At 68.3% G+C, this 21,875-nt stretch carries 21 protein-coding genes and 1 tRNA gene; 8 read left to right on the top strand and 14 right to left on the bottom strand.

Annotated elements, in window-relative coordinates:
• Window positions 1-10: 10 nt before the first annotated feature.
• From rpmF to DW298_RS17735, 4 genes are all read right to left on the bottom strand, one after another.
• On the bottom strand, window positions 11-220 hold the full coding sequence (gene rpmF / locus DW298_RS17750) for a 50S ribosomal protein L32 (protein WP_017830754.1): 210 nt from the start codon (window positions 218-220) through the stop codon (window positions 11-13).
• Window positions 221-222: 2 nt separating this feature from the next.
• Window positions 223-771, bottom strand: coding sequence for a DUF177 domain-containing protein (locus DW298_RS17745; protein WP_136044039.1), 549 nt, complete (start codon window positions 769-771; stop codon window positions 223-225).
• A gap of 70 nt (window positions 772-841) precedes the next feature.
• Window positions 842-1,339: a pantetheine-phosphate adenylyltransferase gene (coaD, locus tag DW298_RS17740; RefSeq protein ID WP_136043793.1), complete on the bottom strand. Its 498-nt coding sequence runs from the start codon at window positions 1,337-1,339 to the stop codon at window positions 842-844.
• Between the two features lie 27 nt (window positions 1,340-1,366).
• Window positions 1,367-3,541: an ATP-dependent DNA helicase RecG gene (locus DW298_RS17735; protein WP_136043791.1), complete on the bottom strand. Its 2,175-nt coding sequence runs from the start codon at window positions 3,539-3,541 to the stop codon at window positions 1,367-1,369.
• Window positions 3,542-3,603: 62 nt separating this feature from the next.
• Here DW298_RS17735 and rsmD point away from each other — a divergent pair, with 62 nt between their 5' ends.
• Window positions 3,604-4,218, top strand: a complete 615-nt coding sequence (gene rsmD / locus DW298_RS17730) for a 16S rRNA (guanine(966)-N(2))-methyltransferase RsmD (protein WP_136043789.1) — start codon at window positions 3,604-3,606, stop codon at window positions 4,216-4,218.
• On the opposite strand, the gene thiL is transcribed toward rsmD, so the two are convergent.
• Entirely contained in the window at window positions 4,188-5,183 is a 996-nt protein-coding gene (thiL, locus tag DW298_RS17725; RefSeq protein WP_136043788.1) for a thiamine-phosphate kinase, read from the bottom strand. The two genes, rsmD and thiL, sit on opposite strands and share 31 nt — an antisense overlap.
• Before the next feature lie 23 nt (window positions 5,184-5,206).
• On the opposite strand from thiL, the gene DW298_RS17720 reads away from it, so the two are divergent.
• Window positions 5,207-5,692, top strand: a complete 486-nt coding sequence (locus DW298_RS17720; protein ID WP_136043786.1) for a DUF3515 family protein — start codon at window positions 5,207-5,209, stop codon at window positions 5,690-5,692.
• Between the two features lie 21 nt (window positions 5,693-5,713).
• Here the strand turns inward: DW298_RS17720 and DW298_RS17715 are convergent, their stop codons facing one another.
• The 6 genes from DW298_RS17715 to leuC form a co-directional block, all read right to left on the bottom strand.
• Window positions 5,714-6,796 carry a D-alanine--D-alanine ligase family protein gene (locus DW298_RS17715; protein ID WP_136043784.1) on the bottom strand — a complete coding sequence of 361 codons (1,083 nt, stop codon included), beginning with the start codon at window positions 6,794-6,796 and terminating at the stop codon, window positions 5,714-5,716.
• Window positions 6,702-7,835: an NAD(P)H-dependent glycerol-3-phosphate dehydrogenase gene (locus DW298_RS17710; RefSeq protein WP_240745186.1), complete on the bottom strand. Its 1,134-nt coding sequence runs from the start codon at window positions 7,833-7,835 to the stop codon at window positions 6,702-6,704. The genes DW298_RS17715 and DW298_RS17710 overlap by 95 nt, the downstream gene beginning before the upstream one ends.
• Window positions 7,825-8,589: a lysophospholipid acyltransferase family protein gene (locus DW298_RS17705; protein ID WP_136043781.1), complete on the bottom strand. Its 765-nt coding sequence runs from the start codon at window positions 8,587-8,589 to the stop codon at window positions 7,825-7,827. The genes DW298_RS17710 and DW298_RS17705 overlap by 11 nt, the downstream gene beginning before the upstream one ends.
• Window positions 8,586-9,953: a UDP-N-acetylglucosamine 1-carboxyvinyltransferase gene (murA, locus tag DW298_RS17700; RefSeq protein ID WP_136043779.1), complete on the bottom strand. Its 1,368-nt coding sequence runs from the start codon at window positions 9,951-9,953 to the stop codon at window positions 8,586-8,588. Before murA ends, DW298_RS17705 begins: the two co-directional genes overlap by 4 nt.
• Before the next feature lie 66 nt (window positions 9,954-10,019).
• Complete coding sequence (gene leuD, locus DW298_RS17695; protein WP_136043778.1) at window positions 10,020-10,616, bottom strand: 3-isopropylmalate dehydratase small subunit; 597 nt, start codon at window positions 10,614-10,616, stop codon at window positions 10,020-10,022.
• Window positions 10,616-12,088: a 3-isopropylmalate dehydratase large subunit gene (gene leuC, locus DW298_RS17690; RefSeq protein ID WP_136043776.1), complete on the bottom strand. Its 1,473-nt coding sequence runs from the start codon at window positions 12,086-12,088 to the stop codon at window positions 10,616-10,618. Before leuC ends, leuD begins: the two co-directional genes overlap by 1 nt.
• A gap of 189 nt (window positions 12,089-12,277) precedes the next feature.
• On the opposite strand from leuC, the gene DW298_RS17685 reads away from it, so the two are divergent.
• Window positions 12,278-13,573, top strand: a complete 1,296-nt coding sequence (locus tag DW298_RS17685; protein ID WP_136043775.1) for a PLP-dependent transferase — start codon at window positions 12,278-12,280, stop codon at window positions 13,571-13,573.
• A complete protein-coding gene (locus tag DW298_RS17680; RefSeq protein ID WP_136043774.1) occupies window positions 13,570-14,883 on the top strand; it encodes an LLM class flavin-dependent oxidoreductase in 1,314 nt (437 codons plus the stop codon). The genes DW298_RS17685 and DW298_RS17680 overlap by 4 nt, the downstream gene beginning before the upstream one ends.
• Before the next feature lie 23 nt (window positions 14,884-14,906).
• On the opposite strand, the gene DW298_RS17675 is transcribed toward DW298_RS17680, so the two are convergent.
• Complete coding sequence (locus DW298_RS17675) at window positions 14,907-15,911, bottom strand: TerC/Alx family metal homeostasis membrane protein (RefSeq protein ID WP_136043773.1); 1,005 nt, start codon at window positions 15,909-15,911, stop codon at window positions 14,907-14,909.
• A gap of 263 nt (window positions 15,912-16,174) precedes the next feature.
• Here DW298_RS17675 and DW298_RS17670 point away from each other — a divergent pair, with 263 nt between their 5' ends.
• Window positions 16,175-16,735, top strand: coding sequence for a sigma-70 family RNA polymerase sigma factor (locus tag DW298_RS17670; RefSeq protein ID WP_136043772.1), 561 nt, complete (start codon window positions 16,175-16,177; stop codon window positions 16,733-16,735).
• Complete coding sequence (locus DW298_RS17665; protein ID WP_136043771.1) at window positions 16,732-17,850, top strand: DUF4349 domain-containing protein; 1,119 nt, start codon at window positions 16,732-16,734, stop codon at window positions 17,848-17,850. Before DW298_RS17670 ends, DW298_RS17665 begins: the two co-directional genes overlap by 4 nt.
• 112 nt (window positions 17,851-17,962) lie before the next feature.
• Here the strand turns inward: DW298_RS17665 and DW298_RS17660 are convergent.
• A tRNA-Glu gene (locus DW298_RS17660) sits at window positions 17,963-18,035 on the bottom strand.
• A gap of 149 nt (window positions 18,036-18,184) precedes the next feature.
• Between DW298_RS17660 and DW298_RS17655 the strand changes: the two genes are divergently transcribed.
• Together DW298_RS17655 and DW298_RS17650 are read left to right on the top strand one after the other, a co-directional pair.
• A complete protein-coding gene (locus DW298_RS17655) occupies window positions 18,185-18,823 on the top strand; it encodes an MBL fold metallo-hydrolase (protein WP_136043770.1) in 639 nt (212 codons plus the stop codon).
• A complete protein-coding gene (locus DW298_RS17650) occupies window positions 18,820-19,350 on the top strand; it encodes a GNAT family N-acetyltransferase (protein WP_240745185.1) in 531 nt (176 codons plus the stop codon). Before DW298_RS17655 ends, DW298_RS17650 begins: the two co-directional genes overlap by 4 nt.
• Here the strand turns inward: DW298_RS17650 and pepN are convergent.
• The gene (gene pepN / locus DW298_RS17645) at window positions 19,347-21,845 is read right to left on the bottom strand and encodes an aminopeptidase N (protein ID WP_136043769.1); all 2,499 of its coding nucleotides are present in this window, start codon (window positions 21,843-21,845) and stop codon (window positions 19,347-19,349) included. The two genes, DW298_RS17650 and pepN, sit on opposite strands and share 4 nt — an antisense overlap.
• Window positions 21,846-21,875: the final 30 nt, after the last annotated feature.

Genomic DNA, 21,875 nt, shown 5'->3' with positions numbered 1-21,875 from the left:
GGTACGCGACTCAGACGTCGGCGACCTTGCGGCCCTTGTACTCGAGGAAGAGCTCGGTGCCCTGCGAGTCGGTGACGACCTTCGCCTGGTGGGGACGGCTGTAGACGACCTGGCCGTTCTCGATGGTCTTCACAAGGGCGACGGGAGCCGCCTTCCACTGCGCGCGGCGCGAGCGGGTGTTCGAACGGGAAACCTTGCGCTTCGGGGGGTTACCAGCCATGACTAGCTCTCTTCTTTCTCGGCGGCACGAGATTCTTCCGTGCCGTCTTGGTCTGTGATGTTCTGGAGCGCGCTCCACCGAGGATCGATGGGAGCCACCTGCTCCGTTCCGGTGCTCATGGCCAGTCGTTCACCCGTTTTCGGGTCGAGACCCGGGCAATCCGGCTGACACACCGGCTGAAAAGGAAGCGACAATACGGCCGCATCCCTGACGAGAGTTTCAAGATCCACGTGGTCGTCTTGAACCTCGAAGTCAGTTTCTTCCTCACCAGGATACGCGAAAAGCTCCTGGAACTCGACTTCGACGGGCCGGGCGATGTCGATCAGGCATCTGCCGCACACTCCGACGTACTCCGCATCGGCGGTTCCGGACACCAGGATGCCCTCGTGGACCGACTCAAGGCGCACATCGAGATCGATGTCCGAGCCCGCTTCGAAGGTGACGATTCCCTCCCCCCACGTCTCCTTGAGAGCCACGGTGAACTCGTGTTCCCGCATCTCTCCCGGACGTCGGACGATGTCACGGACGGGAAGCACGAAAGGGCCGTTCATTCGAGAGCGCACTGTTCCATGCTACTCGGCTGCACCTGCGGCCGGGCTGACCGTCGTCCTCGGGGAGGACTCAGATGCCGCGCCCACCGGTGTCGAGGAAGTCTGCCACCGCGGGAGGAACGAACGGTGTCACGTCGCCGCCGAGCGAGGCGACCTGACGCACCAGCGAGCTCGAGACCATCGCATGAGACGGATCCGGCAGGAGGAACACGGTCTCGATGTCGGCGAGATGGCGGTTGACGATCGCCATCGGCGATTCGTAGGCGACGTCGATCTGCGAGCGGATGCCCTTCACGAGCACGCCCGCGTCGACATCGCGCGCATAGTCGACGAGGAGTCCCATGCTCCACGAACCGATCACGATGTTGCCGGGCATGCCGTCCTCGGCGATCGAACGCTCGAGGAGAGAAAGCCGCTGCGCGATCGGGAGCATCGCCTCTTTGCCGGGGTTGTGCACCACCAGCACGTGCAGTTCGTCATACAGGGCTGCTGCCCGGCGGATCACATCGAGATGACCCAGGGTCGGCGGATCGAAGGAACCCGGGACGACGGCGATCCGGCTGCTCATGCCACCAGCCTAGGGCAGGAACGGAAGTCAGTTCTTCGCGAGCGCCGCACGATCTTCATCGGTCACCCGCCGCGCGATGGCGTCATGAAGACCCGGGTGCTGCTGGAGCGTCGGGTCGGCCGCGAGGATCGTCTCGGCCACCTCACGGGCGCGGGTGATGAGACCCGCATCCTTGACCACGCGCAGCAGCTTGAGCGACGAGCGGACGCCGGCCTGCGCCGCACCGAGCACGTCGCCCTCGCCCCGCAGCTCGAGATCGACCTCGGCGAGAGCGAAACCGTCGAGCGTCGCCGCGACGGCGTCGACACGGTCTCGAGCGAGCGAGCCCGACTCGGCCTCGGTGACCAGCAGGCAGAGCCCGGGGACACCGCCGCGACCCACGCGCCCCCGCAGCTGGTGCAGCTGGGAGACGCCGAATCGGTCGGCGTCGAGCACGATCATCGTGGACGCGTTCGGGACATCGACGCCGACCTCGATCACCGTGGTGGCCAGCAGCAGGTCGATGTCTCCCCGGGCGAAGGCCTGCATCACGGCATCCTTCTCATCGGACGGCATCCGGCCGTGGAGCACCGCGCGACGGATGCCGCCGAGAGTGGGATGGGTCGCGAGCGCCTCGTCGAGCTGCACCACACCCCAACGGGGACCGGATGCACCCTCCGGCACCAGAGCGGAGGGATCAGCCGGCTCCGCGGTCTTCTTCGTCGTGTCGATCGCCGCACACACGGCGAACACCTGCCGCCCCTGGGCGATCTCCTCGGCAGCGCGTTCCCAGACGCGGTTGAACCATCCGGGGTGCTCGGCCAGCGGGGCGACGAACGACTCGATGCCCGCGCGACCTGCCGGCATCGTGCGGATGACGGAGGTGTCGAGGTCGCCGAACACGGTCATCGCCACCGTCCGCGGGATGGGGGTCGCCGTGAGCACCAGCGCGTGGGGACTCGACCCCTTCGCGCGGAGGGCCTCCCGCTGCTCGACGCCGAACCGGTGCTGCTCGTCGACCACGACGAGGCCGAGGTCGGCGAAGGTCGTCTTCTCGCCGAGCAGCGCGTGCGTGCCGACGACGATGAGCGATTGACCCGACGCGACCCGGAGCGCAGCCTTGCGTCGCTCCGCGGCCGGAAGCTGGCCCGTGAGCAGTGTCGGCATCAGCTGTGGGGCGAGGTCGGGACCGAGCATCTTCGCGATCGAGCGCAGGTGCTGGCCGGCCAGCACCTCTGTCGGAGCGATCAGCGCCGCCTGTCCGCCGCTCTCGGCCACCTGCAGCATCGCTCGCAGCGCGACCAGCGTCTTGCCGGAACCGACCTCACCCTGAACCAGCCGGTTCATCGGCCATGAGCCGACGAGATCTGCGGCGATCTGCGCCCCGACGGTCTCCTGATCCGGCGTGAGCGTGTAGGGCATCGCGGCGTCGAACCGCTCGAGAAGGCCGCCCGGCCGAGCGGGCCTCGACGTCGCGGAGAGCGCGCGCACCGCATCGCGCTGCTGCAGGAGCGCGGTCTGCAGCGTGAGCGCCTCGTGCATGCGGAGGGTGCGAACCGCCGGATCGATGTCATTGCGCGTGCGTGGGCGATGGATCCGCTCGAGTGCCTCGTCGGCGGTGAGCAGCTCTTCCTGTTCCCTGATCTCGGCCGTGAGCGGGTCGGGCACCCTCTCGAGATCGTCCAGCACCCGACCGATGAGTCGAGCGATCTGCCATGTCTGGATCGCCGAGGTCGCGGGATAGATCGGAATCGGAACCGCCGCACGCGCATCAGCGCTCCGTCGGGCGGAATCCTCATCGTCGAACAGCTCGTACTCGGGGTGCGCGAACTGGGTGACGCCGTTGAACTCCCCCACCTTGCCGGAGAACACGCCGCGGCGCCCGACGGCGAGGTCTTTGGAACGCCACTCCGCCGCCCCGACGTTCTTCGCGAAGAACGTGAGGGACATCCGCCCGATGCCATCGCCGATGACCACGTCGACCATCGCCCCCGGCCGATTGCGCATGCGTCGGAAGCTCGACGACAGGACCTCGGCGACGATGGTCACCGTCTCGCCGAGGGGAAGGTCGCGGATCGGGGTGAGCTCACCCGGATCGGCGTAGCGCCGCGGGTAGTGCGAGAGCAGGTCGCCCACGTTCTGCATGCCGAAAGCGCGTCTGAGCGTCTTGGCAGACGCCGCACCGAGCGCATCCTCCAACGAGGAATCGAGCGTGAGCGACATGCTCCGAGTCTAGGGAACGCGACCGACACCGCCGGGCACTCGCGCTGTCGTATCGTGAAGTGGTGACGAGGATCATCGCAGGGGCTGCCAGGGGCGCCCGGCTGGAAGTGCCGGGGGCCGGCACACGACCGACCAGCGACCGCGTCCGGGAGTCGCTCTTCGGGGCGCTCGAGGCGCTGAGCGCCATCAGCGGCGCACGCGTCCTCGACCTGTATGCCGGCTCCGGCGCCCTGGGCCTCGAGGCGCTCAGCAGGGGTGCGGTCAGCGCGGACCTCGTCGAGCGCGGCCGCCCGGCTGCGGCCATCGTCCGCCGCAACGCCGCCGTCGTCGCCAAGGCCGGTGGCGTGTCGGCCGGTCGGGTGCATGAGGGCACGGTCCATGCGTTCCTGCAGCGCGCGACCGGCCCCTTCGATCTGGTCTTCACCGACCCGCCATACGACCTCGACGACGCGACCATGACGGCCGACCTCGTCGCCCTCGCCCCGCTGCTGTCCGCGGACGCGGTCGTCGTCGTGGAACGAGCACGCCGCTCGACGCCTCCGGACTTCGGCGCCGCGGGTCTGGAGCTGTTCCGGGAGAAGTCCTACGGCGACACCACGCTCTGGTGGGCGGAGCCCGCGGCGGACGAGAGCTCGTCATCGGATGGTCAGCCGGAGACAGAGTCCCAGTCCCGATAGGGATCCCATCCGCTGAGGTCGACGGGAAGTCCGTCGCACAGCAGATCGTCGTCGCCGCTCGGGATGACCCGTCCGATCACGCGGAACCCGGGCGGGAGCAGTCCCTCGGGGAACGTCGCGAGCAGTGCATGGTCTTCTCCCCCGGCGATCGCCCGCTCCGGATCTGTGCCCAGCGCCGCCCGGTCGAGAGCGATCGTGACTCCGGATGCCGCCGCCATCCGGCGCGCATCGAGAGCGAGCCCGTCGGAGATGTCCATCATCGCCGTGGCGCCGACCGTCGCCGCCACCGTGCCGAGACCGATCGGGGGCGAGGGGCGCAGCTGCGCGGCCACAGCAGCGGACTCCCCCGCGGCCAACTGCGCGACATCGACCGGCACCGGGACGTCGCCGTCGCGGAAACGTCCGAACAGCACGGCGAGCCCGCGTGCAGCATGGCCCAGCTCGCCGGCGACGGCGACGACGTCACCGGGACGAGCGCCGCTGCGGGTGACCGGAGCGCGACCCTCGAGATCCCCGAGTGCCGTCACCGCGATGGTCAGCACATCGGACACCGTGAGGTCTCCGCCGACCACGGCACAGCCCGGCGCCAAAGCGTCACACGCGTCACGGAAGCCGTCGGCGAGACGCTCGACGAAGGAAAGACGCAGGTCCCGCGGAACAGCCAGCGCGACCAGAAGAGCCGTCGGCCGGGCCCCCATCGCCGCGACATCCGCCAGGTTCACGGCTGCGGCCTTCCAGCCGAGGTCGTACCCGCTGGACCACGCGAGGCGGAAGTCGGGTCCGTGCACGAGCGTGTCGGTCGTCGCCACCACGCTGCCCGACGGCGTCGCGATCACGGCCGCATCATCACCCGGCCCGATCAAGGTGTGCGCGGCCGGTGCGGTGCGGGTCAGGATCGCCTGCAGGATGCGTCCTTCGGAGACATCGCCCAGGCGCGGATCATCGGCATCGGGTCGGGAGGGCATGCTGTCAAAGGTAGCCTGGAAGCATGCTCCGTTCCCGTCGCCTCGCTGCCCTCGCAGGCGCGGTGATCCTCTCCGCCGCCCTCGCCGGATGCTCCACGACCGTGCACCTCGAGCCGGCCGATGATGCGAACGATCCGGCCTGCGCCTCGGTCTCGGTGCTGCTGCCGGACAGCGTCGGCGGCTTCGACCGGGTCTGGACGGATGCTCAGGCCACCGGAGCGTGGGGAGAGCCCACCACGGTCGCGCTGCGCTGTGGCGTCGAGCCGCCCGCCCCCTCCGCACTCGTCTGCACGACACTCGGGGGTGTGGACTGGCTGGTCCTCGAGCAGGAGGAGGAGCGGCAGCGCCTGGTCACCTACGGGCGCGAGCCCGCCGTCGAGGTCAACATCCGTCGCGGCGAGCAGGTCGACTTCCAGTCCATCGTGGACTCGATCTCCACGAGCATCCAGTCCGGACTGGCGCCGGCGACGGCGAAGTGCACCGACCGCGTCGAGTTCCCCGCGAGCTGACCGCGGGCGGAGGCGCCGACGTCAGCGGCGCAGACCCGCCTCGATGAGTTCGGTGATCAGTTCGCCGTAGCTCAGGCCGGATGCCACCCAGCACTTCGGGAACATCGAGATCGGCGTGAAGCCCGGCATCGTGTTGAGCTCGTTGACGACCAGCTCGCCCTCGGGCGTCAGGAACATGTCGACGCGGGCGAGTCCCCGGCCGTCGACAGCCTCGAACGCGCGCAGGCCCGCCTCCTGGATGGCCGCCGTCTCGTCTGGACTCACCTCGGCCGGGCAGACGACGTCGACGCCGTCACCGCCGAGGTACTTGCCCTCGAAGTCGTAGAACCCGCGCGAGGTGAGCACGACCTCCCCCGGAAGAGAGGCACGCACGCCTTCGGCGGTCTCCAGCACGGCGACCTCGATCTCGCGGCCGCTCACACCGGTCTCGATGAGCACCTTGTCGTCTTCGGCGAACGCCACCGCCAGTGCCGCATCGAGTTCCTCGGCGACGTCGACCTTGGACACGCCGACGCTCGAGCCCGCGCGGGCCGGCTTCACGAACAGCGGCAGGCCGAGGGCGGCGGCACGCGCGCGGATGTCCGCTGAATCGCGATCCCAGTCCGCGCGGCGCACGGTCACCCAGGGCGCCACCGAGATGCCCGCGGCCTGGAGGGCGATCTTCATGAAGTGCTTGTCCATGCACAGGGCGGAGTCGAGGACACCGCCACCGGCGTACGGCACCTCGAGTGTGTCGAAGTACCCCTGGATCGTGCCGTCCTCGCCGTGCTGCCCGTGCAGGATCGGGAGCACGACATCGACGGCGCCGAGGCCCTCGACCGAGCCGTCGACCTGCACGACGCGCAGTGTGCGGTCGCCACCGGGCTCGGGCCACAACACGCGGGTGCCGTTGTCGACGACCTCGGGAAGATGTGCGGCGTCCAGCGGGAACTTCGCGGGATCGTCGTCTTCCAGGACGAAGGCTCCCTCGCGGGTGATACCCACCGGGATCACCGTGTAGCGGTCGCGATCAATCGCGCCCAGCACGCCCCCCGCCGTTGCGGAACTGATCGAATGCTCGCTGGAGCGCCCGCCGAAGAGCACCACCACCGTCTGCTTGTCCATGGTTGGTCCTCTCACCCTGCGGGGTGTCGTCGTCCGTCGTCAGGTGGGGTGCGATGTCTCGCGGATCCATCTTGCCGTCGAGCACCATCTTCACCTGCTCGACGATGGGCATGTCGACCTCAGCCTCGCGTGCGAGCTGCAGGATCGGCGCGACCGATGCCAGCCCCTCCGCCGTCTGCTGCATCTGCTTCACGACGTCCTGGAAGCTGTATCCCTGCCCGAGCAGGCGCCCGGCCGTGTTGTTGCGGCTCAGCGGCGACTGGCAGGTGGCGATCAGGTCACCGAGGCCGGCGAGCCCCTGCAGCGTCTCCGGATGCGCGCCGTTCGCCACGGCGAAGTCCGTCATCTCGACGAGACCTCTCGTGATGATCGACGCCTTGGTGTTCTCGCCGTAGCCCACGCCATCGACGATGCCGATGGCGACCGCGATCAGGTTCTTGAGCACTCCACCGAACTCGGTGCCGATCACGTCGGTGTTCACGAACGTGCGGAAATAGCTGTTGCGAGCGGCACGCGCGACGATCTCGGCCGTCTCCTGGCTGCGCGAGGAGATCACGGCGGCGGTCGGCTGCTCGCGGGCGATCTCCAGCGCGAGGTTCGGGCCGGACGCCACGGCGATGCGGTCGGGGTCGCAGCGGAGCTCCTGCTGGATCACCTGGCTCATGCGCAATCCGGTGCCGCGCTCGACACCCTTCATGAGACTGATGACCTTGGTGTCGCTGTCGGCGAGCAGCGGACGCAGCGCCTTCAGGTTCTCGCGCAGTGACTGGCTGGGCACCGACAGGTAAACCTGTTCGACGCCGTCGAGCGATGTCGCGAGCTCATGAGTGGCGGCCATCGTGCGGGGAAGATTGATGCCGGGCAGGTAGCGGGAGTTGCGCTTGGCCTCGTTGATCTCCTGCGCGAGCTCGGCGCGGCGGGCCCACATCGTCACCTGGGCGCCGCCGTCGGCGAGGATCTTGCCGAAAGTCGTCCCCCAGCTGCCGGCTCCGATGACGGTGACGCGCGGCCCGACAGGCGCTGTTCTCTTAGGAGTCAAGGCGTCCGGTCTCCTTCTGCCCATGGCTTGCCGGGTTCCAGCGCTCGGCCGGCGCCTTCTCGTCACGCAGCTCTTCCAGGAGCGCCGTGATCGCGTTCATCAGCCGGTTCGTCGCCTCGGTGAGCGCCGCCGGTTCGCCCGCGCGTCCGCGCAGGTCCGACACGTCGACAGGATCGCCGACGAGCACTCGCACGGGCTTGCGCAGCGGCCAGAGGCTCAGGCCCTTCTGGTAGCGCCCCATGATCTCCTGGGTACCCCACTGCGCCATCGGGATCAGGGGGATGCCGTCGGCGAGGGCCAGACGCACCGCACCGGACTTGCCGCGCATCGGCCACAGGTCGGGGTCACGTGTGAGGGTTCCCTCGGGATAGACGATGACTCCGCGACCGTGCTCCACCAGCTCCTCGGACTGCTTCATCGTCTGCCGCGCAGATGCCGCGGAAGAGGTGCGTGCCACCGGGATCATGCCCGTACGACGCAGGAACCACCCGAGGACGGGGACCTTGAAAAGGCTCTCCTTCGCCATGAACCGCGGCGCACGACCGATCCGCCACACGGCGACCGCCACGATGAGCGGATCGAACTCCGAATAGTGGTTCGGCGCGAGGATGAACGACCCCTCCTGCGGGAGCTTCTCGCCGCCGGAGACGCGGATCTTCGCGATCAGCGCGACCGGCGGGATCACCAGTGCGGCGAGCGGCCAGAAGACGCTCGGTCGCGTCGTCTCCGCCGACCGCCGTGCCATCCGGCTCACCGGATGACGTCGAAGTCGGCGCCGAGCGCGTCGAGCTTGGCGAGGAACTTCTCGTAGCCGCGGCTGAGGATGTCTACTCCCGACACCTGCGACTCGCCGGTGGCCGTGAGGGCCGCGATCACGTGGCTGTAACCGCCACGAAGGTCGGGAACCACGATCTCGGCTCCGTGCAGCGGCGTCGGACCGGTGATGACAGCGGCCTGCTCGAGCTCACGGCGCGGAACGCGACGCGGTCCCGCCTGCAGACCGTGCGGGTGCACGACGATGTCGGCGCCCATCTTGACCAGCGCGTCGGTGAAACCCATCCGGTTCTCGTACACCGTCTCGTGCACCACCGAACGCCCGTGGGCCTGCGTCAGCGCCACCACGAGCGGCTGCTGCCAGTCGGTCATGAAGCCGGGGTGCACGTCGGTCTCGACGACGACGGGCTTGATCTCGCCGTCGCGGCGGAAGAGGATGCCGTCCTCCTGGATGTCGAACCAGCCGCCCGCCTTGCGGAAGACGTTGAGGAACGTCAGCATCTCCTGCTGCTTGGCTCCGCCGACGAAGATCTCGCCGTCGGTCGCCAGAGCTGCAGATGCCCAGGACGCCGCCTCGTTGCGGTCGAAGATCGACCGGTGGTCGTACCCGCGGAGCTTCTCGACGCCCTCGATGACGATGACGCGATTCGGCTCGTAGGAGATGATCGCGCCCATCTTCTGGAGGACCGCGATCAGGTCCATGATCTCGGGCTCGATGGCGGCGTTGCGCAGCTCCGTGACGCCCTCGGCTCGGACGGCGGTGAGCAGCACCTGCTCGGTCGCACCGACGCTCGGGTACGGGAGGTGGATGTTCGCCCCGTGCAGGCGGTTTCCGCCCCTGGAGAGGCGGATGCCGCTGGGGAGCTTCTCGACGATGGCACCGAACTTGCGGAGCGCATCCAGGTGGAAGTCGATCGGGCGGTCGCCGATGCGGCATCCGCCGAGGTCGGGGATGAACGCCTGACCGAGGCGGTGCAGGAGCGGGCCGCAGAACAGGATCGGAATGCGCGATGCACCCGCGTGCGCGTCGATCTCCTCGAAGTGGGCGGATTCGACGTCGCTCGGGTCGAAGATGAGGGAGCCGGGCTCATCGCCCTCAGTCACTCGCACACCGTGCACCTCGAGCAGGGAGCGCACGACGGCGACGTCGCTGATCGCCGGCACGTCGCGCAGGGTGCTCACGGTCTCGCCGAGGAGCGAGGCGACCATGGCCTTGGTCGCCAGGTTCTTCGCCCCCTTGACGTCGACGCGACCGCGAAGCGGGCGTCCGCCTCGAATGGCGAGGACGTCTCCGGTGAGTGCAGGGACTCCGTCCGGGAGAGCGTCGCGCACAGGTGTCGTCATTCGGAGCCTCACTTCATCTACGGATTTCGGGGGCGGGTTGCCCCTGGGCTCCCCCGCCCCCGCCGTCTACTGAACGGGAAGGGTTCGGGGCCGCCACGACTCGCGACGGGCCTCGAACTGCGCGATCTTGTCTTCGTTGCGCAGCGTGAGCCCGATGTCATCGAGCCCTTCGAGGAGCCGCCATCTAGTGTAATCGTCGATCCCGATGTCGGCCTGGACGTCACCGATCGACGCGCTGCGCGCCTCGAGGTCGACGGTCATCCGAACCCCGGGATTCCGGTCGATCTCGGCCCAGAAACGCTCGAGATCCTCTTCTGAGATCGTCGCCGCGAGCAGCCCCTGCTTGCCGGAGTTCCCGCGGAAGATGTCGGCGAACCGAGGGCTGAGCACGACCTTGAAGCCGAAGTCCCGCAGCGCCCAGACCGCGTGCTCTCGGCTGGACCCCGTGCCGAAATCGGGTCCGGCGAGCAGCACGGATGCACCCTGGAACGGCGCCTGGTTGAGCACGAAATCGGGGTCCTGCCGCCAGCCGTGGAACAGCGCGTCTTCGAAGCCCGTCTTCGTGACGCGCTTCAGGAACACAGCCGGGATGATCTGGTCGGTGTCGACGTTCGAGCGCTTCAGAGGTGCCGCGATGCCCGTGTGCGTGATGAACTTCTCCATCAGTTTCCCTCCTGGGTTGCTGAGCCTGTCGAAGCATCCGTCAGGTCGCTCGGGCTCGAAAGCGTGCCGCGGATCGCGGTCGCGGCGGCGACGAGCGGCGATACGAGGTGTGTGCGCCCTCCCTTGCCCTGTCGTCCTTCGAAGTTGCGGTTCGACGTGGAAGCACAGCGCTCCCCCGGTGCGAGCTGGTCGGGATTCATGCCCAGACACATCGAACAGCCGGCGAAGCGCCATTCCGCTCCGAAGTCGGTGATGACCTTGTCGAGGCCCTCGGCCTCGGCCTCGAGGCGCACGCGCGCGGACCCGGGGACGACCATGACGCGCACGCCGTCGGCCTTCTTCTTGCCCTGGATGATCGAGGCGAAGGCGCGCAGGTCCTCGATGCGACTGTTGGTGCACGAGCCCATGAAGACCGCGTCCACCGGGACCTCCTTGAGAGGCGTTCCCGGCGTGAGGTCCATGTACTCCAGCGCCCGCTCGGCCGCAGCCCGCTCGTTCGGGTCTGCGATCTCGGCGGGATTCGGCACCGACGACGACAGCGAGCTTCCCTGACCCGGATTCGTCCCCCAGGTCACGAACGGCTCGAGCTCGTCGGCGTCGATGAAGACCTCCGCATCGAACGTCGCGCCCTCGTCGGTCGGCAGGGTGCGCCAGTAGGCGACGGCGTCGTCCCAGTCCGCGCCATTCGGGGCGTGCGGACGACCTTCGAGGTAGGCGAAGGTGGTCTCGTCGGGCGCGACCATCCCGGCCCGCGCTCCCGCCTCGATCGACATGTTGCAGATCGTCATGCGGCCCTCCATGGAGAGGGCGCGGATGGCGCTGCCGCGATACTCGAGCACGTAGCCCTGACCGCCGCCGGTGCCGATCTTCGCGATCACGGCGAGGATGATGTCCTTCGCGGTGACGCCTTCGCGCAGTGTGCCTTCGACGTTGATCGCCATCGTCTTGAACGGCTTCAGCGGTAGCGTCTGCGTGGCCATGACGTGCTCGACCTCGCTGGTCCCGATGCCGAAGGCCATGGCTCCGAACGCGCCGTGCGTCGAGGTGTGCGAGTCGCCGCAGACCACCGTGATGCCGGGCATCGTCAGTCCGAGCTGGGGTCCCACGACGTGCACGATGCCCTGCTCCGCGTCACCGAGAGAGTGCAGACGCACCCCGAACTCGGCGGCGTTGCGGCGCAGTGTCTCGATCTGCGTGCGGCTGGTCAGATCGGCGATCGGCTTGTGGATCTCCAGCGTCGGGGTGTTGTGGTCCTCGGTCGCGATGGTCAGGTCCAGGCGACGCAGCGGCCGCCCCTCGCTGCGGAGGCCGTCGAACGCCTGCGGGCTGGTGACCTCGTGCACGAGGTGCAGATCGATGTAGATGAGGTCGGGCTCGCCGTTCTCGCCCTTGACGACCAGGTGCTCGTCCCAGACCTTCTCGGCGAGGGTCCGGCGGCGTGCGGAATCGGCACCGTTTGCGGGGGTGGTCATTGCGTGTCTCCTGTGGCTGGCGGTTCGGCCCACGATGGACTCCGCGACGAGGAGGGGCTCAGATCGAGGTCTCGTCGCGGCCGCTAAGAAGAAGGAGCACGGTCCGCATGACGTCAGATTACCACCGCTCGGACGCGCTCCGACCCGTCATGACACTCTGTTGACACCCGAACGACTGAGAGGCACCGCATGACCGTCGACACCGCCCGCTTCGCCACCCGTGCGGTCCACGCGGCGAGAAGCCGTGAGACGGCGTCCTCTCGCGCGACCCCGATCTACCTCACGGCAGGCTTCGAGTTCGATGACTTCGATCACGCAGCGGACCACTTCAGCACCGGCACCGGCTTCGGATACACCCGCACGGGCAACCCGACGGTTCGGGCCGTGGAGCGCCAGCTCGCGGCTCTGGAGTCGGGCGCGGACGCGGTGCTGGTCGCGAGCGGACAGGCGGCGGTAGCGACCGCCCTGCTCACCGTCGTGGGCGCCGGCGATCACATCGTCTCCTCCACGCACATCTATGAGGGCACCAGGGGCCTCTTCCTCGACAACCTGGCGCGTCTCGACATCGACGTGACGTTCGTCGAAGACATCTCGGACCCGGATGCCTGGCGTGCGGCGATCCGTCCGAATACGCGCGCGCTGTTCGCCGAGTCACTCGCGAACGCGCGCAACGATGTGCTCGACGTGCGTGCCATCAGCGACATCGCCGATGATCTCGCGATCCCGCTGGTCGTGGACAACACCCTGGCGACCCCGGCCCTGCTGCGACCGATCGAGCACGGCGCGGCGATCGTCGTCCACTCCGCGTCGAAGTTCCTGGCCGGCCACGGATCCGTCCTCGGCGGCGTGATCATCGACGACGGTCGCTTCGACGCCGAGCTCGCGGGACACAACGCGCCGCACCTCGTCCTTCCCGGACGCGGCGACGCGCCCAGCGTCTTCGCTCGTCACGGCGGTCGCGCTCGCATCGCCTATGCCCGGGAGTCGGTGGCACCGCGTTTCGGAGCGTCGCCGTCTCCGCTGAACGCCTTCCTGATCGGCCAGGGTGTGGAGACGCTCGGCCTCCGCGTCGAGCGGCAGTCCCGCAACGCCCTCCAGATCGCCCAGTGGTTGGAACAGCACGACGCTGTCGAGAGCGTCGACTACGTCGGGCTTCCCTCTCATCCCGACCATGAGCTCGGGAAGCGGTACCTCGACGGTGGATCGGGGTCGATCTTCACGTTCACCCTGCGCGGCGGGCTCCCCGCGGCACGCCGATTCGTCGAGAACGTGCAGGTCTTCACGCACATGACCCATATCGGCGACGTCCGCTCCCTGGTGCTGCATCCAGGGACGACGAGTCATGCGCAGCGCACCGATGAGGAGCGCGAGGTTCTCGGCGTACGACCGGGAACCCTGCGTCTGTCGATCGGCATCGAGGATGTCGACGATCTCATCGCCGACCTGTCGCACGTGCTCCAGGGCGTGCGGGAGACGGTGGCATGAGCCGCCCCCAGCACTTCGGCTGGTTCCTCGCGCGCGGTTTCGGTCCGCAGGGCTGGGGCTATCCCTCGCTCGACTGGGACTACGACTGGACGCGTCCGGAGGTGTACCAGGACGCTGCTCGCACCCTCGAGCAGGCGGGTTTCGACCTGGTCATCATCGAGGACGCGCCGTCGTTGGGGTCGCCGTCCACGATCGACCTGCGGGTCCGCCATGCTTTCGGCGGCCCCAAGCACGATCCGCTCCTCCTCGCCCCGTACCTGTTCCAGGCGACGAGGCACCTGGGCGTGGTGCCGACCGTCAATCCCGCCGCGTACCTGCCATACACCGCGGCGCGCCAGTTCGCGACGCTGCAGCACCTGAGCGGGCATCGGCTCGGTCTCAACGTGGTCACGGACACCGGAAGCGCGCGACACTTCTCCGACGCGCCGCAGCTCGGTCACGACGAGGCGTACGACCGGGCGGAGGAATGGCTCGCCGGCATCCGCGCCCTGTGGCACAGCTGGGACGACGGTGCGCTCGTGTCCGACCGAGACACCGGCGTCTACGCAGACGGCGCGAAGCTGCAGCCGGTCCGCCACCGAGGCGAGCACTTCGCCTTCGACGGCCCGCTCAACGCCCTCCCGTTCACGGATGGGGATCCCGCGATCGTCTCCCCCGGCGGTTCCGGGCGTGGACTGGGCTTCGCGGGTGCGAACTCCGATGTCCAGCTCGCTCTGGCCCCGTTGAACGAGAAGTCCGTCCGCGACTACCGCGCCAGAGTGCACGAGGCGGCGATCGCGAAGGGGCGGCGGCCCGAGGACATCAAGATCCTCTTCGCCATCCAGCCCGTGATCACCTCATCGCGCGAGGAGGCGGATCGCATCGTCGCCGCCTCCGCCCACCCCGACGACGCAGCACTGGTGCAGATCGCCCGCAAGCAGTCCAGCGACCTCGAGACCGACCTGACGTCCCTCGACCTCGACACCGCGCTCGACCTCTCGATCTTCGGCGCCCACGTCTCCCGCGGAAGCATCCAGCGTCTGATCGGAGACCGCGGCGAGGAGGCCCCGCTGCGCGCTCATCTGACGGCGCTGGCACGCACGGGCCGGATCACGGACCGCTCCGGGTTCGTGGGAACGGCCGAGGAGTTCGCCGACCTGATCGAGGAACTCGGCGAGTGGGGCAATGACGGCGTGCTGCTCTGGGGTGACTTCCACCCGGTCACCCTGCACCGCACGCTCGACGAGCTCGTGCCCGTCCTGCGGCGCCGTGGCATCCTCCGTCGCGAGTACGCGGACGGCGGCCTGCAGACGAACCTGCGCGCGTTCTGAAGCGCGCAGGTCCGCCGCAAGGACTACTCGCTGAGCGCGGCCTTCTTCTCCGCGCGCTTGTCGCGCGAGGAGGCGATGAGGCTCGCGACCGTCGCGATGGTCATCGAGGCCAGGATCACGCCGAGCGAGACCATGTTGCTGATGTCGGGAACCCACTCGACGTGCTCTCCGCCGTTGATGAACGGAAGCTCGTTCACGTGCAGCGCGTGCAGGATCAGCTTGATGCCGATGAAGCCGAGGATCACCGCGATGCCGTAGTGCAGGTAGCGGAGACGATCGAGCAGGTCGCCGAGCAGGAAGTAGAGCTGGCGCAGACCCATGAGCGCGAAGATGTTGGCCGCGAAGACGAGGAAGCCGTTCGTGGTGATCTCGAAGATCGCGGGGATCGAGTCGATCGCGAAGATCAGGTCGGTGACACCGATCGTGATGAAGACGATCACCATCGGCGTCCACATGCGCTTGCCGTTGACCGTGGTGCGGATCTTCGATCCGTCGTACTCCTCGCTGATGTCGACGCGGCGCCGCAGCAACCGCACGATGAAGTTCTCACGCTTGACCTCGCCCTCGTGGTCGCCGTCGGGCATGGCCTGACGGATCGCCGTCCAGATGAGGAACGCACCGAAGATGTAGAAGATCGGCGAGAAGTTCTCGACGATCGCCACACCGGCGAGGATGAAGAGGCCACGCAGCACCAGCGCGATGATGATGCCGACCATGAGGACCTGCTGCTGCAGGCGCCGTGGCACCGCGAACTGAGCCATGATCAGGACGAAGACGAAGAGGTTGTCGATCGACAGGCTGTATTCGAGGGCCCAGCCGGTGATGAAGTCGCCGGCGTTCTGCCAGCCGCCGACGTTGCCCAGGAGCACCGCGAACAGCAGTGCGAGGCCCACATAGAAGACCACCCACAGGGTGGACTCCTTCGTCGAGGGGATGTGCGGCCGCAGCCGGATGAGGAGCAGGTCGCCGATCAGGATGATCGTGAGGACGACCATCGAGGTGATCTCGAACCAGACAGGGATTTCCAAGGGCGCACTGGGCCTTTCGCGGAGGGGTCGGGAATACGTCGAAAGTCTCTCCCCCGCACAGATGTGCGTCGCGCGCCCGGAGCAGCGATGACGGTGCTCGTGATGACGTTACGCGCGGATCCGGGATACTCCCTCTCGCCGGGCAATGCTACCGGAGCCGCGGCATCTCGGGGAACAGCGAACACGCGAACGCGACGACCGAATCTGAGACGATGAGGCAGCGATCGACACTTCCCTGGTGAGAGACACCGAACGGAATCAGGATGCCCGTGCAGACGAGTGATCAGAAATGGGCGGCGCAGGCCGCGGCCGGCGACGAGAACGCCTTCCGCGAGCTGTACCGCGCACACGTGCGGCCGGTCTACTGGATCGCCCAGGGCATCCTCGCGTCGCCCGCCGATGCGGAGGACGTCACGCAGGAGACGTTCGTCGTCGCATGGCGCAAACTCCCCGCCCTCGAGCTCCAGGGCGAGTCGATCCTGCCCTGGCTGGCCACGATCTGCCGCTTCCAGGCCGCGAATCGGCTGCGCCAGCGACGCCGTGACCAGGCGCACACCGCCGATGCCGTCGATGAGACCCTGCTCCCCGACATCGTCAGCGTGGAAGAACAGGTCATCACGGCCGAGCTCGCCGCGCGGATCGCCGCTGAGGTGGGCAACCTGAACGATCTCGACCGTGAGATCTTCCGCCTGTGCGCATCCGAGGGATACGCCTACCAGGCCGCGGCCGAAGAACTGGGCATCACGCACGCGGTCGTCCGCAATCGTCTCTCCCGAGTGCGCACCCGGTTGCGCGGCGCCGTGAAGGAAGTGAGAGACGCATGAACGACCAGATTCCCCGCAGCGATCTGCCCGTGCTGTCGGACGAGACCATCGCCCGCATGGAGACCGCCGTGTTCACCGAGATCGCCGCAGAACGCTCCCCTGCGCATCCGAGGGCCGAGCGCGCCAGGAAGCGCCGCCGGCGCTGGCTCACCGGCGCCGGCATCGCCGCCGCCTTCGTCGTCGGCGTCCTCGTCACTCCCCCGATACTGGGCGCCGTCGGCGGCAGTGCATCGTCGACGGCCGATGGGGGAAGCCTCCCCGGCGGCGTCTCGATGGACTCCTCGTCGTCATCCCCGGATCAGATGTCCGAGTCGGCACCCGAATCGCTTCCCGGGAATGTCTCCGACTCCGCCGTCGCCGGCAACGACAGTGCCGAGGCCGACCGCGAGATCATCGCGACCGCGCAGGCGACCGTCCAGGTGAAGAGCATCGCGGACGCTGCGTCGGCGATCGCCGCGCTCGCGGAGGAGCACGACGGCTACGTCGAGAGCACCGAGGTTGGGAAATCGGTCGCCCTCGACACCACGTCGGAACCTGCGCCCGCCGACTCGGCGTACGGCTGGATCAGCATCCGCGTACCCTCCGCGGATCTGCCGGAGGTGATCGCCGCGCTCGGCGAAACCGGTGAGGTCCTCTCGTCGTCCACGTCGAAGCAGGACGTGACGTCGGTTTCCATCGATCTCCAGGCGCGCGTCGACTCCACGCGGGCCTCCGTCGATCGTCTCACCGAGCTGATGTCGCAGTCGGGCAGCGTCTCCGAGCTGATCGAGGCGGAGGTCGCACTGACCGACCGGCAGGCGCAGCTCGAGTCGTATGAGCAGCAGCTCGAGGCTCTGCAGGATCAGGTCGCCATGTCATCGCTTCAGGTGCAACTCACCCGGGAGACGACGGCCACCACCGCCGACCCCGCGGGATTCGCCGACGGTCTGCTCGCCGGATGGAATGGCCTCGTCGTCTCGCTCAACGCCCTCGTGATCGCGGTGGGCTTCGTCCTCCCGTGGCTCGCGGTCGTGGGCGTCGTGGTGCTGATCGTGTGGCTGATCCGTCGAGCGCGCCGGAACCGTCGTTCCGCTCCCCCGACGAATGCGGAGCAGGCGGGCGCCGAGGACGCTTGACGTCGTCGGGCGAAAACCCCGCGGAGGCCGCTTCCGATAACAGGAAGCGGCCTCTTCGCATGTGCGGAAAACAAGAAAGCCCCCGGCGAACCGGAGGCTTTCTCATGTTGTGTGACCCCAGCGGGATTCGAACCCGCGTTACCGCCGTGAGAGGGCAGCGTACTAGGCCGCTATACGATGGGGCCGTCTGGCGGACGTTTCCGTCGCGCGACAACCGTTCAAGTATGCCATGGCATTTCTCGGTCCGCCAAATCGACGCCACGCCGACCTGACTCCCGGGCGTGGCGCGCAGAATCCGTTTGCCGTGCGCCGGATGAAGGAGTTGACTCGTCTCATGCGCGTCACCAAGTTCGAACATGCCGCCCTCCGCCTCGATGTCGGCGGGAAGACCCTCCTGATCGACCCGGGCTCCTTCACCGCACCGCTGGTGGATCTCGACAGCCTGGTCGGGATCGTGATCACTCACGAGCACCCCGACCACTGGACGTCCGATCACTTCGACCGCCTCCTGCGCGCCGCGCCGGGCACGCCCATCTTCGCGCCGTCGGGGGTGGCTCGCGCGGCCGAGGGATACGACATCACCGTGGTCTCCCCCGGGGACTCGGTCGAGGTCGGCGACTTCTCACTCCGGTTCTTCGGCGGCACGCACGAGGTCATCCACTCGTCGCTGCCCGTCGTCGAGAACGTCGGCGTGCTGGTGAACGACGAGCTCTACTACCCCGGCGATTCCTATGCGGTACCGGAAGGGATCGCGGTCGGCACGCTCGCCGCGCCGCTCGGAGCGCCCTGGCTGAAGATCGGCGAGGCGATGGACTACGTGCTCGCCGTTGCGCCGCGTCGCGCCTTCGGCACCCACGACATGACGCTCTCGGTCATCGGGAAGAACATGCACCGTCAGCGGCTGCAGTGGGCCACCGAGCAGGGCGGCGGCGAGTTCTTCGTGCTGGAGCCCGGCGAATCGCTCGATCTGTGAGCGGCACGACGCGACGGCTCCTCCCCCCACCGACCGAGCGACTCGTCTTCCGGGAGATGACGGAGGACGACCTGGACCGGATGGCCGACCTCCTCGGCGATCCGGAAGTGATGGCGTTCTATCCGGCGCCGAAGAGCCGCACCGAGACAGCCGAGTGGCTCGCGGGCATGCAGAAGCGGTACCGGGAGCACGGCCACGGATTGTGGATCATCGAGACGCATGCGGGCGCGTTCGTGGGCGACTGCGGGTTGACCTGGCAGTCCGTCAACGGCGATCCGGTGCTGGAGGTCGGCTATCACGTGAGCCGGTCCATGCAGCGCCAGGGGTATGCGACCGAGGCGGCTCGCGCCTGCGTCGAACTCGTCGCCCGTGAGTTCGCGCCGACACTGCTGACCGCGATCATCCACCCCGCCAACGACGCCTCGCGGGGCGTCGCGGAGAACATCGGCATGACGCACATCGACGACGACCACGCCCACCCGTGGATCGTGCGCACCGTGATGGGGATGCAGGTCTCTCCCGCCTAATCGCGTGCGGTGGCACCCTGCGCGGCGCGTACCCTGAGGTCGCGCTCCAGGTGATCGCGCTGCTCAACGATGAGCCGCCGCAGAGCCGCAGGCGCCTCCGTATTCTCGGCGAGCCAGGTGTCGACGGCCTGCAACGACTCGGTCGCCGGGAACAGACCGAGCACCAGTCGCCGAGCGATCTCGATGCTGCGATCCCCCCAGACTCCCGCGATACGGGCGAAGTACTCGGCGTCGAACGCCTCGGTCAGATCGCGGCGGCCACCGGCCCGGAATCCTTCGATCTCGGCGTCGAGGTGATCGTTGCTGAGCGAGAGGTCGTTCCACGCGGAGTCCCAGGCCTCGCGCCGGACGGCGGCATCGGGCCGCGACGACCGTGCGCGCCGCGCTGCCGTCCGTCCGCTGCCCGTGTCGTCGCGCTCCTGCTCGGCGCTGATGTCCGCGAGGTCGGCGTGTCCCGTCGTGACGAGCGCCGTCAGCAACTGCCAGCGCAGGTCGGGGTCGACCACGAGTCCTGTGGGCACGTCTCCGTCGAGGAGGGCGCGCACCTGCTCGTGGTGCGCGTCGTCGTATGCGGATGCGGTCGCGAGTGCCCGCGCCCACGACAGCTGCGCGTCGCTGCCGGCGTCCGCGGCCTGCAGCGCATCCCACACGGCGTCCGTCCAGCTGCGCTGTTCTGCAGCACGGTCGTCGTCCGCGACGAAGTGCCGGATGGCGTACGCGGCGTTCGCGAGGACACCCGTCAAGAGCCCGATGTTGGACTCGGCGGGGCCGTGCGTGCGCACGATCGCCACGTACCGCGCTGCATCGAGCTCTCCGTCTCTCGTGGCGTTCCACAGCGACGACCACACCAGCGCCCGCGCGAGGGGCTCCTCGATCTCCGAGAGCGACGCCTCGACCGTACGCAGAGACCGCTCGTCGAGCCGCGCCTTGGCGTAGGTGAGGTCGTCGTCGTTGAGGAGCACCAGATCGGCTTCGGGCAGGTCCAGCGGGGTCCGCTCGCCGATCACGTCGAGTTCCCGCTGCTCGCGCCGGACGACGCGTCCGTCCTGGTGCTCGTACAGGCCGATGCGCAGTCGGTGCGGGCGCGGATCGGTCTGCACGAGGACGCTGCGGCCCTCGTCATCCGTCTCGGTCCACAGCGTCGACACACCGGAGGTCTGCAGCCATGCCGCCGACCAGTCGCTCATGTCGCGGCCGGAGACGGCACTGAGCTGCACCAGGAAGTCGTCGAGCGTGGTGTTCCCGAACGCATTCGCCGCGAAGTAGCGCCGAGCGCCCTCGAAGAACGCGTCATCGCCGACGAAGGCGACCAGCTGCTTGAGGACCGCAGCGCCCTTGGCATACGTGATCCCGTCGAAGTTCAGCTTCGCGGCCTCGAGGTCGGTGATGTCCGCCACGATCGGGTGTGTCGTGGGCAGCTGATCCTGTTGATACGCCCAGGCCTTCCGGCTCGCGGCGAACTTCACCCAGGCGTCATGGAAACGGGTGGCGACGGCGGAGGCGTGCGCCCCCATGTAGTCGGCGAACGACTCCTTGAGCCAGAGGTCGTCCCACCAGGTCATCGTGACGAGGTCGCCGAACCACATGTGGGCCATCTCGTGCAGGATCGTGTTCGCCCGTGCGGCGCGCTGCGCTTCCGTCGCCGCGCCGCGGGAGAGATACGACTCCGTGAACGTCACGAGGCCGGGGTTCTCCATCGCCCCGAGGTTGTACTCGGGAACGAAGATCTGGTCGTACTTGCCCCACGGATAGGGGTACGCGAAGGCGTCAGTGAAGAAGTCGAGCCCCTGCCGGGTGACGTCGAGGATCTCGTCGGCCTCCAGGTACGGCGCCAGGGACCGGCGGACGAAGACCCCCAGGCGGATCTGCTGCTCGTCGCGCCGCCACTCGCCGTCGACACGCGTGTAAGGGCCGGCGGCGACCGCGGTGATGTAGCTCGAGATCGGCAGGGTGGGCGCGAACTCCACCCGCTGCACGCCGACGCCGAGGTCGACGTGCGCGGGCGACTGGTTGGAGAGCACCTCCCACTCGGAGGGGGAATCGACGACGAAGGTGTATTCGGCCTTCATGTCGGGCTGCTCGAAGCACGCCATGACGCGACGTGAATCCGCCGGTTCATACTGCGTGTACAGGTACGTCTCGTCGTCGGCCGGGTCGTGGAAGCGGTGCAGTCCCTCGCCGGAACGGCTGTACGCCCCGATCGCCTCGACGCGGACGACGTTGGAGGCGGCGAGGCCGGCGAGCGAGATCCGTGCTCCGTCCCACAGGACATCCTGGTCGACGCCGTTCACCTCGACACGGCGGACCTCTTCGCCGATGAAGTCGAGCCAGGTCGACTCCGCCGTGGCGTCGAACTCGAGCGTCGTCACCGTCGGGAACCCGGTGCGAGCCCGCTCGGGCGCCCCCGTCAGGTCGAGTTCGACGCGGATGCGATGCAGGGTGACCGCGGCGGATCGCGCGGCGGTCTCCTCCCGGGTGAGGTTGGCGGTGTCCATTCCTCCATCCTGGCATCCGGACGAGACGCG

This window comes from Microbacterium sp. A20, from assembly GCF_004794515.1.
Lineage (GTDB): Bacteria > Actinomycetota > Actinomycetes > Actinomycetales > Microbacteriaceae > Microbacterium.
Note: the sequence above shows the minus strand (reverse complement) of the source record. Positions and strands in the feature narration are given on the sequence as shown.